Source organism: Pseudomonas sp. Irchel 3H7, assembly GCF_900187605.1.
Lineage (GTDB): Bacteria > Pseudomonadota > Gammaproteobacteria > Pseudomonadales > Pseudomonadaceae > Aquipseudomonas.
Genome location: NZ_FYEA01000001.1, coordinates 386073 through 399018 on the forward strand (window position 1 = coordinate 386073; position 12946 = coordinate 399018).

Consider the following 12946-nt stretch of genomic DNA (forward strand, 5'->3'; position numbering starts at 1 on the left):
AAGGCTGCGATCTTTGAGATTGATCGTTCCCACGCTCTGCGTGGGAATGCAGCCCGGAACGCTCTGCGTCCCATCGGAACGCGGAGCGTCCCTTGAGGCATTCCCACGCAGAGCGTGGGAACGATCAGTCAATAGATCGCAGGCTTCGGCAGGAATGGACGAATCAGGGGACCAGTTGAAAGGCCAGACGAACGGTGGTGCCCTCGCCTTCGCGGCTGTCGAGGGTCACGCCGCCGCCGAAGCGCTCCATGATGCGTTTGACCAGCACCAGACCGACTCCGAGGCCGCCAGACTTGGTGGTGAAAAACGGCCGGAACGCCATGGTCCGTTGCTCTTCGTTCATGCCTTTACCCGTGTCGCTGAGCACCACGCACACGCCACGGTCTTCGCTCGGTTCCAGGCTGACGGTCAGCGTGCCGCCCTTGTCCATCGCCTCCAGCGCATTGGCCAGCAGGCTGTTGAGGATCTGTGTCAGTTGCACCGGTTGGCTGAGCACCATGGGCGTGTGCTGCGGATGAAACACCACCTGCACGCCGGCTCTGGCGATCTGCTGTTCAAACGCGACAAGGCTTTCGTGCAGCGCTGCCACCAGATTCACCGGTTCCGGATCATCGTTGAGCGGACGCAGTGACTGCAGCAGCTCGCGCACCCACTTCGACATGCGATCGACCTGGCCGATGATGTCGTTGATGTTCTTCTGCGCCGGGCCGGCGTCGAACTCCAGCGCCAGTTCAGCGCTGGAACGAATGGTCGCCAGCGGATTGCGCAAACTGTGCGCCACGGCGGAAGACATCTCGCCCAGGGCGACAAAGGTTTCGTTGGCGATCAGTTGTTTTTGCTGGGCCGCGAGCAGAATCGCCGCGCGCCGTACGATCCAGTACAGGCCCAGATAAATCAGCCCGCCACCCAGTGCAGTCGCCAGCCAGATCAGAACCAATCCGCGCTCCATGCGTGCGATCAGATCCTTGGGCTCCTTGTAGATTTCGACCATTGCTGTGACGTTCTTGCCCTCGGCGTCAAACAGCGGAATGTAGTTTTCGATGAAGATGTAGTCCGGTGGCGTGATGAATTTCTGTTCTTCGCGAGCCTTGTCGACGTCGTGGTAGCTGGCGGATACCGGAATCTTTTCGTTAAAGGCGCGATCGAGGTCTTCATCGGCATGAATGTTGGTACCGATCAGCGCGGGATTGGTTGACCAGATCACCTGCCGGTCGGGCGCGTAGATGTTGGCGAGAATCACGTCTGGCAGGTGTTCGATGTGATCGAGAAACTCGCCCCGAGCATCGGCCCGGGCTTGCGGACTGACGTCGGGAAAGTTCGCGTCCTGACGCGGGTCGAGCAATTCACCCATCGTGCGGATATTGGGAATGGAAACGTGACGCACCTCGGCCGAAGCGATGGCCTGTATGAACTGTGCGGTGAGCAAGGCATCGCGCTGCACGCTTTCATCAATGACAAAACGCGTCGACACCGCGCCAAGCGCGATGGCCACGGTACCGATCACCGCCATGCTGATCAGCGAAAACCAGCGCAGCAGGTTGAACGACTGCTTGCGCGAGCCCAAGCGCAGATTGCCCTCCTCGACCGGAAGCGATTTCGACTGCATGTTCATGGCGGCGACTTCCCGATACATCCCTATAGGGTTATAGCCCACGGGTGGGGGTTTGCCCGGTTGCGGGGATATCGCCCCGATAAACACCTCCCAAACCCACCTCAGATCTGTGTAGGAGCTGTCGAGTGCAACGAGGCTGCGATCTTTTGATCCTGCTTTTGTGAATCAAGATCAAAAGATCGCAGCCTGCGGCAGCTCCTACAGGGGTTCTACGTACGACGGGCCACTAAGAGCATCCCCACCGTCCCCGATTCTGGGGAATGACGCCCTTTTCCCGCTGGCCAAAAACCTGACCCTTCTGCGCGTCAAGCCCTCTACCCCGGCCCTCTCCCGCCCATCCACTACACCTTGGCATGGAAGGTGTACAGGCCCTGTGCAACTGACCCATCCCCAAGGGGCAGGTACTTTGATAGAGGGATTAACTCATGCACCCTTTACTGTCCAAAACCGCGACTGTCCTGGTCGTGAGCGCATTGGCCCAGGGCATCGCCCAGGCCGCTTTGTTTGCTGTTGATCCGGGTCCGTACACGCCGGCCAACGGCGGTTTCGCCAGTTGGTATCAGGACTCACACGGTCGCACACTGGATCTGTGCCTGTCCAAAGCGCTCAGCTCCCGAGTACCCAGCGCCCCCGGCGCGCCGTCTTACATGTGCTCGCTGCTGCCGACCCCCGGCGTGTTCGATGACGCGCAACCGATTGTCTTCCCGACAAACTTTCCCGACGAAGCGTTCTGGTTCACCGGCGAAACGGCCCTCGTCGACGCCGCACGGGGAATTGATCTGGGCTACGTCAGCGCCATCGAAGCCGCGTTCGCTGCCGAGGAACCGGTTGAAGGCGATCAAGTCAGCTTCGCCCGTATCCGTATTCGCGTCGATGTACCGACCGCCGGCACCTATGTCATCACCCACCCGTATGGGGTCGACGTGTTCAACATCGACACCCCCGGGCGGCGCGCGATCAACATGACTCGCGACATTGGTATCGGCACGCCGAAAACCTATGACGGCGCGCTCAAGGGTGACATCGGACCGTTCCTGCGCAGCGTCAACGGTCCCTACACCGAGACCAACCCGCTGACCGGTGCCGCCGAACAATTCGTCGGCGACCCGAACCTCAACGAGGCAGTCACCGGCAGCCCGTTCAACACTAACTACGTACGCATCGAAGGCCCTAACGGCCTCGATCTGCGGACGAACGTGTTCGCCGTTTCGGGCAAGTTGTCGACGGTGGTCCGGCCTACACCATTGATCACCCAGCGCAGCACTTACTCGCGTACTGCGGGAACCAGTGCGCCGGTCGCCCAGCAGGATGTGTTCGTCCTCGCGCCGCCAGCGCCAGGCACCGTCGCCGTTACCAGCAGCACCCCGGTGCTGAACATGACCGAAGCCAACAGCACCGGCAGCTGGTACGCGCAGTCCTCGGTCAACCCGACCTTGCCAACCACCTTGCAAGTGACCGCCGACAACCACCTGGCCATCGCCAGCAGCACGCCGACCACTCTGCCCATGACCCTGACCGACCTGGTGGTGATCCAGAGCGCGCAATACAGCCTGAGCTCCGGACAACTGACCGTGGTCGCCTCGACCAGTGACGAAACCTCGCCGCCGGTACTCACCGCCACCTCCGGCAGCGGCGCCGCCATCGGCGCGCTCGGTGGCGACGGCGCGGTGAAAACCCTGGCCACCGGGATCTCGCCGATACCGCCGGCCAAGGTTCGGGTGACGTCGTCCAACGGCGGCAGCGATACCGAAGAAGTGGTCATCGTGCAATGAACGCTCACATGCCCAGATCCGCATCAGGAGGCATCATGAACAAGTGGCCACGCTTTGCGCTCAACGCGCTCGGGCTCGCTCTCTCGCTGACCGGCAGTGCCTATGCGCAACTCGCCGCCGTCGACCCCGGCCCTTACACCTTCGCCACCGGGAAATTCCCGATGTGGTATCAGGACAACAATCTGCTGTCGATGGAACTGTGCCAGTCGCGCGCCGCCAGTTCGCGCGTTGCCGCGACCACACCGCCGGCCTACATGTGCATTCTCTTGGCCGAGCCAGGCATCTACGACGATGCCCAGCCGATGATTTTCCCAGACAACTGGCCGCCGGAAGCCTTCTGGTTCCTGGCCGAAACCACGATTGCCGACAACGCTGCCGGTTATGGTGTGGACGCTTATGTCGCCGGGATCGAAGCGGCATTCGCCTCGGAAAATCCGGCGGACGGTGATCAGCAAAGCTTTGCGCGGATTCGCATCCGGGTAAACGTACCCGTTGCCGGCACCTACACCATCACGCACCCGTATGGCGTCGAGACGGTCAATGTCACCGCACCCGGGCGCCGCGCGATCAACATCACCCGCGACATCGGCATCGGCGCACCGGGCAATTTCACCGGTGCCGTCAATGGCGCCATCGGACCGTTTCTGCGCAGCGTCAACGGCCCTTACACCGAAGTGAACCCGGACACCGGCGCCACGGAAACTTTCGTCGGTGACCCGAACCTCAACGAAGCGGTGACCGGCAGCCCGTTCAACACCAACTTCCTGCGCATCACCGGGCCTGCCGGAACGATCCAGTCGAACGTGTTCAGCCTGTCCGGCAAAGTGCTCGACAACCGTCAGCAGACCCAGGTGGAAATCGACCGCGCCACCTATCGCCGCACCGCCGCCGGCGTGCGTGCCGAAGTGTTTGCCAAGGCCAGTAACAGCTCGACCCTGTGCTTCCGTGAAACCGTGGCGCTGCTGCCCGGCCCACCGCCAACGCCGTGCCAGACCAGTCTGTTGGGTGACAACAATGGTCTGTTCTTCGGCCACCGCTTGGGCACTGGCGCGGTACCTCCGGTAGTCGTCGTGACCGCCACCAACCCCGCCGGCACCACGCGTCCGACGGCCGTATCAGCCAAGCTCACCGACGTGGTGAAAGTGCAGACCGCGCGCTACAACTGGGCCAACCACAGCCTGCTGATCGAGGCCACCTCAAGCGATGAAGTGGCGATCCCCGACATGGTTGCCCAGGGCTACGGGCGTCTGTCGAAAACCGGCACCCTGCAGCGCATCACCGTCGCCGACCTGACCCAGCCACCGGCCACCGTGACAGTGAAATCTGCCGCTGGCGGTGGTGACACCGAAGCGGTCGTCGTGGTCGGCAGCGCGCCAGACACCGGTGAAAACCAAGCGCCAATCACCAACGCCGACAGCGGCAGCACCAGCTTCGGCGTGCCGATCACCCTCAGTCTGTTGACCAACGACAGCGATCCTGATGGTGACAATCCGCTGGGCATCACCGCGTTGACTCAACCGGCCGCCGGCCAAGGCACTGTCGCGCTCAATGGCACCACATCGGTGGTCTACACGCCGCCAGCGGTAGTCAACGCGCCACTGACCACCACCTTCACCTACAAAGCGCAGGACGCCAAAGGCCTGGCCTCGGCCAATCCAGCCACCGTAACCATCACCGTCGCACCGAACCAGGCACCGACCGCCGTCGCGGACGCTGTCGCCACGCTCGGTGTGGCAATCCCGATCAACGTGCTGGCCAACGACACCGATCCGGAAGGTAACGTGCCACTGGCCGTCAACAGCCTGACCCAACCGGCCGCCGGCCGAGGCACGGTTAGCAGCAACGGCACGGTGATCACCTACACCCCACCGGCCACCGTGACCACGGCGTTCACCACGACCTTCACCTACATCGCCCGGGACGCCTTCGGTGCCCTGTCGACGCCGGCCACAGTCACGGTGCAAGTGTCGCCACGGCCAGCAGCGGAAACGTTCGCCGTCACCGCGTCAACGGTGCAGGCACGCTCTGGCGGGCGCTTCAACTGGGACTTCACCGGCACCTCGTCAGTGACCACCGGCAACACCATCACCGTGCAGGTCACCACCCCTTCCGGGCTGGTCACCCTTGGCACCACCACGGTGCCGTTGACCGGACGCTGGCGGCTGACGCTGAACAACACGCTCGTGGTGCCATCGGCCAACCCGACCGCGACGATCCGCTCGTCCCAGGGCACCGTGCGCACGGTCTCGGTGACCACGCTCTAGGCCTGCGCCCCAGCCACTTGCGGGTGGCTGGGGCGTGCTTCGCAACCGGATAACGCCACACAGGATTTTCACCATGAACACGTCGACCGCCGCCCTGCTTTGCCTGCTCCTGCTGTGCAGCAGTGCAGGCGTGCGCGCCGACGACCTGATGGAAAACGACGACCTGGTTGCGACCAGCAGCGACCTCGGCGAACTGCCCCCACCGGTGGGTCAGCAAGCCCTGATCGACCAGCTCGGCCAGGCCAACGTCGCCCTGCTGCAACAGAACGGTCAGTCGCTGCTCGGGCAGATCGTGCAGTCGGGCAGCAATCAGGAAGCGTACATCCTGCAACAGGGCAGCGACCTGATGGCGCTGATCAACCAGAACGGTTCCGGCAACGCCGCCTCGATCACTCAGAACGGCAGCCACAACCGCGCGCAGATTTCGCAAAACGGCAACAACAACGACGCCAGCATCGAGCAGGCCGGCGCGGGGCTGCAAAGCGCCGTGACCCAGTCGGGCAACGGCATGAGCGTTTCGGTCAAGCAATATCGCTAAGCACTGCAATCATCGGAGAGTTCATCATGTTCAAACTGACGCCCCTCACCGCCGCCATCCTGGTCATGATCAGTGCCCAGGCCATGGCCGACGACAGCCTGTCCAACCAGAACCAGGCCGGTACCGCCAACATCGCGGACGTGAAACAGACCCAGGCCCCGTTCAGCACGGCCACCCAGACCCAACTGGGCCAGGGCAACGACGCCGCCGCCGTGCAAGACCACGCCAGCAGCGTGATCACCCAGGACGCGGTCGGCGACTACAACGCCGCTTACGCCGAACAGCTTTACGAAGACAACGCCACCATCACCCAACAACAGGTCGGCGCCTTCAACACCGCCCACGCCAGCCAGTCGCTAGGCTTCGGCGCACCGAACAGCGCCCTGCAACAGCAGCAAGGCACTGGCAACTTCTCGTTCATCTATCAGGATTCGCAAAACGGCAGCGAAGGCAAAACCTTCCAGTTCGGCGACAGCAACGAAGCCAACATCGAGCAACTCTATGAAGGCACCGGCAACAGTTCAGTGATCACCCAGTACGGCACCGCCAACTACGGCACCGCCGAACAAGTGCTGCACAACGGCGGCCAGATCGGCATCAACCAGGCCGGCGAAGGCAACTACGCCTACGGCGACCAGCGCAATGGCACTGGCGGCAACATCACCATCAACCAGTTCGGCAACCTCAACGGCACGGAAATCTGGCAGGACGCGCAACTGGCCAGCCAAGCCACCGTCAACCAATACGGCGACAGCAACGAAACCGTGGTCGACCAAAGCTTCGGCGAAAACAACAGCGCCGCTGTCACCCAGGTCGGCAACAGCAACGCGATCTACGCCGACCAGTTCGAATCGGTCAACTCGACACTGGCGCTGTATCAGGTCGGTAACGGCAACGTGCACTTTACCTACCAGAACGGCGACAGCCACGTGCTCAACGCCACCTCCGTGGGCAACGACAACAAGGTCTACGCCAGCAACTGGAAAGGCCCGCAATCCGGCGGCCAGTTCGGCAGCGGCCAGCGTGCGACCGTTACTCAGGCGGGGAATGGCAACATCGCCAGCTTCACTCAGGATGGCGTCGGGCAGGTTATGACCACGCATCAGACTGGCACGGGTAACAAGACCACGGTCAGTCAGGCTGAGTCGTATAACGAGCTGTATTTTGATCAGAATGGTAGCGACAACATTTTGATATCGGATCAGCGCGGGACAGGGAACCTGGTGCAGGGTTCGTCGAATGGCACCGGCAACAGTGCTGAGTTCGATCAATCCGGGACTGGCAACCAGGCGTATACCGCGCAGCTGTATGGCAGTGACAACATGATCACGGTGAAACAGGCGGATACGATGAACGTGGCGTATGTGACCCAGGGCGGGACGGGGAACATTGCCAATGTCGATCAGAGCGGGGTTACGCAGACGGCGAATATTCAGCAGTTCGGGTCGGCTAACCAAGCGACGGTGTTGCAGCAGTAGGGGTTGGGTGTTGATGGGCCGCGATTCTCTGGTGAGGGAGGTCGCGGTTTTTTTTGCGCTGACGTTTGAGTTGCGTCCTACGGAAAACGGAACGTTTTTAGAAATTCGGGGAGTTTTCTGACAAGTTCTGGCGGTTGGCCGTCGGAAGTGCAGGCTCTAGGATTTGCCGGGACAACTTGATCCTCATGGAGCTTGGCCTACATGCAATTCATCCAGACAGCGACGACAGCGATACCGTTAACGAATAGACTTCGAGGCACCAAACCCGGAGGTTCTATGATCGACCCGTCCTTGATCGACCCACTGTGCCCGGTTGTTTCGGATCTTGATCCCGAGGAACAGGCTGCAAGTTATGACCGTTGGTTTCGGGCCGAAGTACAGGCCTCTCTCGATGATCCGCGCCCGAGTATTCCCCATGAGCAAGTGATGGAGGAAATCAACGCCTTGATGGAATCAATGCGCAAAAGCGCTGATGCAGATTAAGTGGCGACCCAAGGCTCGGGTCGAACTCTCGAAAATCCTGAAGTACATTGGCGAGCGAAATTTTGTAGCGGCGACTGCACTTCACAAGTCCGTCGTAAAAACTACATCTGCGCTTTGTTGGCATCCACACCTGTATCGCAAAGGCCGCTCTCCCGGCACTCGAGAGATTGTGGTAAGCCCGAACTATCTCGTCGTTTATCAAGTGGCGGACCAAATTGAGATTGTGAGCATCTTGCATACGCGTCAGGAGTACCCTCGACGCGACCCCGGTTAAGATCGCTTCCTCGTCTCAACACAAGAAACCGTGCTTCCCGTGGAGGTACGGTTTTTTGATCGTTCCCACGCTCTGCGTGGGAATGGCTCTCGGGACGCTCCAGTTCCAAATTGCGAATTTGATGCAGAGCGTCAGGGGCTGCATTCCTTTGCTGCGCGTGGGAACGATCTAATTAGCCATCCTTCAACTCGACGTGATCCAGCGCTTGATTCACCGCCAATTCGCCCAGCATGACGACTTGTGCGATGCCCAGTGCGGTTTTGCGCTGTGAGGTTTCCAGGGAGGCGGCGAAGTTGATGAGCATTTCGCTGGCCGAGCCGAGGGTTTCGCTGGCATTGGCTAGCAGGGATTCGGTGTTGTATCTGGGGTTGGCGAGGTACATGGGTTCCGCCTCGTTTGCACTGGACATGATGTGGGCGGTGGGGTTGAGGTAGAAATCGAGGGCGCGGTCGGCTGCTTCGTGGAGTTTTTTGCTGTCGACGGAGGCGTAGGGGGATGTGGTGTTGGTGTCTGATTCTGGGGGGTTGGGTGTTGGTTTTTTCATGGTGATTCTCCCTCATTGATAGTTGCAGCTGGCCCATTCGACTTCCAGGAAAAATGGGTGGCAGCTGTACGCAAGCTGGAAATCCGGGAGAGAGCAACCCGGCAGACACGAATGTCTCCCGCGCACAACCGCCATAACAGAGTGCACACAATGAAAGTGCGCAAGCATACGTTATGAAAGGCGTATCTGCTCTCTCGTGTCTTCGGGTTTCCATGCCCGGTCGCTGAATTGGCAGCGACGAACACAGGCTAGAGAGCGGACGTCCGACGGACAACCTGAAAACCTTGTGGGAAGGTTCCGCTGATTCAGACACTTCTTTAAACACACTTCAGATCGCAGCCCTCACCCTAGCCCTCTCCCGGAGGGAGAGGGGACTGACCGTGGTGTTTGGGAAATGTACGCCGACGTGCGATACCCCGTTGAACTCAGATTTTGAAAGGCCCAAAAATCGGCTCCCTCTCCCTCGGGAGAGGGCTGGGCGGGCGGCGTTCCGATGAGGGGCGGAATCCACCACAAATCCAAAGCCGACCACGCTGTGCTCCTCACCACTCAATAGGCCGAGTGTCAGCTCGCCTGCTCTTGATCTTGATCCACGGGCGACGTCGGAAGGCTGAGTGGAGGGATTGATCCGGGCGTGGGAGCGCAGCGACCGTTTGGCGCAGCCAAACACAGCGGGAGGAGGTGCAGCGAAGCAAACCGTAGGCGCTGCGCCCGGATCGATCCCGCAGCGAAGGAACCCCGAGCTTTAGCGAGCGGGCCGCACGCAGGAGCAAGCCTTTTCGGTTACCTTTTCGGCGTTTGGAAAAGGTGACCCGCCGTAAGGGCGGAACCCTAAGCAGCCGTTACCGCAGCAACGGATATGCACCCGCCCAACCAGAACCTGGTCGGCCCGAAGGCCGCCACGTTCACTCCGCATCCGGATCAATCTTGTTCTGGCTCAAATACCGATTCAACACATCATCCTGCCCAGGCACAGAAGCGTCCCCCGCCACCTGCCACAACCGCCGCTCAATCCCCTGCGCCACCATATGCCCCACCGCCGCCTCAATCGCCGACAACACACAAAGCTGCGCCGGCTCATTCGTCGTATACCCAACCTCAGCCTCAAGCAACTTCTTGAACTCGATAAACTTGAAAATCCCGGCACTGCGCGCCACCGAATAAATCGTCTTGCTGGTCATCACATTCGCCAACACCTGCCCACTGCGCACATCCACCGCACGCAAGTTCACAGTCACCTGATCCACCCGATACTCACGCTGCAAATCAATCCCCAGATACCGCGCCCCTTCCCCACCGCTACGCACATTGGTGTCATAGGCGATGATCCCGCCTTCGAGCATCATGTTCGCCGCCTGCAACGGTGGCAGCTCACCCTGAATATTCACCGGCGTATTCGGCTTCTTCTGCGACGCACGAATAATCTTGCGCTCGGTCAACAGGTTCTGCAGCCCTTCCCGCTCCAGCACCACAAACCAGCCACTGGCCTGCATCGCGTCCATCAACATCGACGCCGCGCCCTGGGTCACGCTGGTGGAAAACGAACTCGCCGGCGTCGGTTTGTACTGCCCGGTCTGATCACGGAAGCCGTACACCACCGCCATCAACCGCCCCTTGGGTCGCGGCATCTTCAGCAAGTCGTAATAAGTCGAGGCCCTTGGAGTCAGGGTCGGAGTTTCGGTGTCCTGCTCGGCCGACATCGGCTCACGCAGACTGCACCCTTGTAATGTCGCCAACAGCAGCCCTAACGCGATGATCTTTTTCATGTCCGTTCTCCCCGGAACCGTCAGCCCGTCACGGGTTGAGGCCGTTCACCTGAATTTCCGAAACCTCACCGGTCGCTCGATCGGTCACTTCAATGCTCAGTGCCCCGGAGTCGTCGATGACGTTGACGATAAAAGAGTCGGTGGACAGGCTCCCCGTGTTGCCGGTGGAGATGTTGTCCAGCAACTGCCCTAGCAGCCGCGATTGCAATTGACTGGTGAAGCGCTCCAGCGCCGACGTCCCGGCCACTGCCGAGCGGCTCTGGATGTCCGGATCGTCGTGATCGTTTTGCGCCTGAGCGTTGTTGAGCAACCAGGTACCGTTCAGCGGATTGCCGCCGAACGACGGATTGACCGGCGTGTAGACCAGTTCAGTGGCCTGGACAGCGGCAGCGCTGGCGAGCCCGATCAACAACCCCGAGATCCACAATCCGCTGCGCCGTGAGAACGTTGTGCTGTTCATAGTTCGTCCTTCTCAAGGTCGGTGGTGTCCTGCAACAGAGCCTCCAGCTTGCGCTGGACAACCTGGCGTCGAACCCAGTCGGCGGCCGCGTAGGCCTCGTCCTTCAGTTCCACGGTGTTCGGCGGCAGGAAGCGCCGATAAACCAGGCGTTGCTGATATTCCACGGTCACCAGGCTGCCCCAGCGCGCGTCGGGCCGCTCGCGCACCACCAGGTTGAAATCCATCGGGCTGGTGTCGCGCAGGCGTTCACTGAACGAGTAGTAAAAGTCGTGGCCGATGTGCGAGATCGTGTCATCGACGATGAAGCCCATCATTTCGTCTTCCTCACCGGCCTGCGCGCAGCACGCCGCCACGGTGAGCATCAGCGCGCACCACCAGTGGCGAGTCATGGCTGCAACGCCTGCGGCAGATTCGACTGGCCTTTCGCCGGGCCATTGGTGCCGTCGAGGAAGGCTTTTTCGGCGACGAACTGCCAGTCTGAATAACGCTGCATGCCGTCGAAATCCGACCACTGTGTCGGGAAGTCCGCCTGCTTCAACGGCAGCTCGGTCGAGGGACTGTTGAGGCCGGTGATGCGGCCATCGAAACCGCGTTGCAGTGCCCACTCGCCCTGACCGATCGGGTCTGGATAGAGCTGACGCAGATGATGTTTCGCCTCTGGAAAGCGCTGATCTTCAAGCAGGTCTGCCAACTCTTTCGGGTACTGCGCCAGCCCCGGCGAACTGCGGTAGTAGCTGCGCAGCGCCTGCGCGTATTGGGTGCCGACCCAGAGCAACTGGCGTTCACGGTCACGGCGCGAAGCGGTCGACCACAGTTCGCCGGCACTGGCCAGCCCCATGCCCATCACCACAATCAGGAACAGCACGCCCAGGTAGGTGAAGCCACCCTGCTGCGCGCGGTTACCACTCGGAATACTGGCTGCCATCACGCGCCCTCCCGGTAGCACCGCTTTTGATATCAGCCACGCCGCCGGCGACGCCGTCCGGTGGCGCAATCAGCACCCACTGGTCTTTGCGTTCGGTGATCGGATCGAGTGGCGCGTTGCGCAGGTAACGTTGTTCGATCAGTTGCTCGATGGAATCCGGATACCGCCCGGTGTCGCCGTAAAAGTGATCCAGCGCCTCGCGCATCGCCGACAGGCTCTGGCGCAGGGTGGTTTCCTTCGACGCTTCGAGGCTGTTGAAGTAGCGCGGCAGCGCGATGGTCATCAGCGTGGCGATGATCGCCATCACCACCATCAGCTCCAGCAAGGTAAAACCTTTTTCCCGGCGCATGAGGTTCACCACTCGCGGTAGGCGATGCCGTTGAGGCCCTTGCCCCGGGCGTGGGAGTAGACGTCGAACACGTCCTCGCCATCGCGCGGGTTCTGAGCCGAACTGTTGTAGGCGCGCACGCCCCAACCCCCTTCGTCATCACGTTTGGCCGGCACCAGCGGATCGCGTGGGATGCGGCGTAAAAAGTAGAACTTGGCGCCCTTGGCGCTGCGCACATCGCGCACGCCTTCGACCAGCACTGTCAGGTTCGGCGGGTAGCCGCTGCTGTTCAGCGACTTCTCGATGTAGCCGGCATCGAACGCGCGTTTATAGGCGTCGATGCCATCGCGAATCTGGTACAGCGCGTTGCGTAATTCCTGCTCCTTGCCACGCCGCACCAAAGTCTCGGTCAGCGGCGCGGCCATGCTCGCCAACAGGCCGATCAGGGCCAGCGTCACCACGACTTCGATCAGGCTGAAACCGCGTTGGCAGGCGTTCATGA

At 61.1% G+C, this 12946-nt stretch carries 14 protein-coding genes; 6 read left to right on the plus strand and 8 right to left on the minus strand.

Translation table 11 applies throughout. The features are described from left to right. Nucleotides 1-163: 163 nt before the first annotated feature. Nucleotides 164-1612, minus strand: coding sequence for a sensor histidine kinase (locus CKW38_RS01760; protein WP_095111630.1), 1449 nt, complete (start codon nt 1610-1612; stop codon nt 164-166). A 425-nt stretch (nt 1613-2037) separates the two neighbouring features. Between CKW38_RS01760 and CKW38_RS01765 the strand changes: the two genes are divergently transcribed. The 6 genes from CKW38_RS01765 (at nt 2038) to CKW38_RS01790 (ending at nt 8421) form a co-directional block, all read left to right on the plus strand. Then, nucleotides 2038-3384, plus strand: a complete 1347-nt coding sequence (locus tag CKW38_RS01765; protein WP_095111631.1) for a hypothetical protein — start codon at nt 2038-2040, stop codon at nt 3382-3384. Between the two features lie 35 nt (nt 3385-3419). Continuing rightward, the gene (locus CKW38_RS01770) at nt 3420-5648 is read left to right on the plus strand and encodes an Ig-like domain-containing protein (RefSeq protein WP_095111632.1); all 2229 of its coding nucleotides are present in this window, start codon (nt 3420-3422) and stop codon (nt 5646-5648) included. A 73-nt stretch (nt 5649-5721) separates the two neighbouring features. After that, nucleotides 5722-6186 carry a curlin gene (locus CKW38_RS01775; RefSeq protein WP_007919411.1) on the plus strand — a complete coding sequence of 155 codons (465 nt, stop codon included), beginning with the start codon at nt 5722-5724 and terminating at the stop codon, nt 6184-6186. A gap of 26 nt (nt 6187-6212) precedes the next feature. Then, a complete protein-coding gene (locus tag CKW38_RS01780; RefSeq protein ID WP_095111633.1) occupies nt 6213-7664 on the plus strand; it encodes a curlin in 1452 nt (483 codons plus the stop codon). A 276-nt stretch (nt 7665-7940) separates the two neighbouring features. Further along, the gene (locus tag CKW38_RS01785; RefSeq protein ID WP_034152589.1) at nt 7941-8147 is read left to right on the plus strand and encodes a hypothetical protein; all 207 of its coding nucleotides are present in this window, start codon (nt 7941-7943) and stop codon (nt 8145-8147) included. Further along, the gene (locus CKW38_RS01790) at nt 8137-8421 is read left to right on the plus strand and encodes a type II toxin-antitoxin system RelE/ParE family toxin (RefSeq protein WP_080761993.1); all 285 of its coding nucleotides are present in this window, start codon (nt 8137-8139) and stop codon (nt 8419-8421) included. The genes CKW38_RS01785 and CKW38_RS01790 overlap by 11 nt, the downstream gene beginning before the upstream one ends. Before the next feature lie 172 nt (nt 8422-8593). Here CKW38_RS01790 and CKW38_RS01795 read toward each other — a convergent pair whose 3' ends face one another. From CKW38_RS01795 to CKW38_RS01825, 7 genes are all read right to left on the minus strand, one after another. Next, the gene (locus tag CKW38_RS01795) at nt 8594-8965 is read right to left on the minus strand and encodes a DUF6124 family protein (protein ID WP_095111634.1); all 372 of its coding nucleotides are present in this window, start codon (nt 8963-8965) and stop codon (nt 8594-8596) included. Nucleotides 8966-9870: 905 nt separating this feature from the next. Continuing rightward, entirely contained in the window at nt 9871-10731 is an 861-nt protein-coding gene (locus tag CKW38_RS01800) for a CsgG/HfaB family protein (RefSeq protein ID WP_095111635.1), read from the minus strand. 28 nt (nt 10732-10759) lie between these two features. Further along, complete coding sequence (locus tag CKW38_RS01805; RefSeq protein ID WP_007919401.1) at nt 10760-11191, minus strand: curli assembly protein CsgF; 432 nt, start codon at nt 11189-11191, stop codon at nt 10760-10762. After that, a complete protein-coding gene (gene csgE / locus CKW38_RS01810; protein ID WP_095111636.1) occupies nt 11188-11580 on the minus strand; it encodes a curli production assembly/transport protein CsgE in 393 nt (130 codons plus the stop codon). The genes CKW38_RS01805 and csgE overlap by 4 nt, the downstream gene beginning before the upstream one ends. Beyond that, the gene (locus tag CKW38_RS01815; protein WP_095111637.1) at nt 11577-12116 is read right to left on the minus strand and encodes a type II secretion system protein; all 540 of its coding nucleotides are present in this window, start codon (nt 12114-12116) and stop codon (nt 11577-11579) included. The genes csgE and CKW38_RS01815 overlap by 4 nt, the downstream gene beginning before the upstream one ends. Next, nucleotides 12091-12465, minus strand: coding sequence for a type II secretion system protein (locus tag CKW38_RS01820; RefSeq protein ID WP_007919395.1), 375 nt, complete (start codon nt 12463-12465; stop codon nt 12091-12093). Before CKW38_RS01820 ends, CKW38_RS01815 begins: the two co-directional genes overlap by 26 nt. 5 nt (nt 12466-12470) lie before the next feature. Beyond that, on the minus strand, nt 12471-12944 hold the full coding sequence (locus CKW38_RS01825) for a type II secretion system protein (RefSeq protein WP_095111638.1): 474 nt from the start codon (nt 12942-12944) through the stop codon (nt 12471-12473). Nucleotides 12945-12946 lie beyond the last annotated feature (2 nt).

What these genes read in the sequence shown, in the direction of transcription:
- CKW38_RS01770 (WP_095111632.1), top strand. Translation starts at nt 3,420, where the DNA reads ATGAACAAGTGGCCACGCTTTGCGCTCAACGCGCTCGGGCTCGCTCTC.
- CKW38_RS01815 (WP_095111637.1), bottom strand. Translation starts at nt 12,116, where the DNA reads ATGGCAGCCAGTATTCCGAGTGGTAACCGCGCGCAGCAGGGTGGCTTC.
- CKW38_RS01785 (WP_034152589.1), top strand. Translation starts at nt 7,941, where the DNA reads ATGATCGACCCGTCCTTGATCGACCCACTGTGCCCGGTTGTTTCGGAT.
- CKW38_RS01820 (WP_007919395.1), bottom strand. Translation starts at nt 12,465, where the DNA reads ATGCGCCGGGAAAAAGGTTTTACCTTGCTGGAGCTGATGGTGGTGATG.
- CKW38_RS01805 (WP_007919401.1), bottom strand. Translation starts at nt 11,191, where the DNA reads ATGAACAGCACAACGTTCTCACGGCGCAGCGGATTGTGGATCTCGGGG.
- csgE (WP_095111636.1), bottom strand. Translation starts at nt 11,580, where the DNA reads ATGACTCGCCACTGGTGGTGCGCGCTGATGCTCACCGTGGCGGCGTGC.
- CKW38_RS01790 (WP_080761993.1), top strand. Translation starts at nt 8,137, where the DNA reads ATGCAGATTAAGTGGCGACCCAAGGCTCGGGTCGAACTCTCGAAAATC.
- CKW38_RS01765 (WP_095111631.1), top strand. Translation starts at nt 2,038, where the DNA reads ATGCACCCTTTACTGTCCAAAACCGCGACTGTCCTGGTCGTGAGCGCA.
- CKW38_RS01775 (WP_007919411.1), top strand. Translation starts at nt 5,722, where the DNA reads ATGAACACGTCGACCGCCGCCCTGCTTTGCCTGCTCCTGCTGTGCAGC.
- CKW38_RS01795 (WP_095111634.1), bottom strand. Translation starts at nt 8,965, where the DNA reads ATGAAAAAACCAACACCCAACCCCCCAGAATCAGACACCAACACCACA.
- CKW38_RS01825 (WP_095111638.1), bottom strand. Translation starts at nt 12,944, where the DNA reads ATGAACGCCTGCCAACGCGGTTTCAGCCTGATCGAAGTCGTGGTGACG.
- CKW38_RS01760 (WP_095111630.1), bottom strand. Translation starts at nt 1,612, where the DNA reads ATGAACATGCAGTCGAAATCGCTTCCGGTCGAGGAGGGCAATCTGCGC.
- CKW38_RS01800 (WP_095111635.1), bottom strand. Translation starts at nt 10,731, where the DNA reads ATGAAAAAGATCATCGCGTTAGGGCTGCTGTTGGCGACATTACAAGGG.
- CKW38_RS01780 (WP_095111633.1), top strand. Translation starts at nt 6,213, where the DNA reads ATGTTCAAACTGACGCCCCTCACCGCCGCCATCCTGGTCATGATCAGT.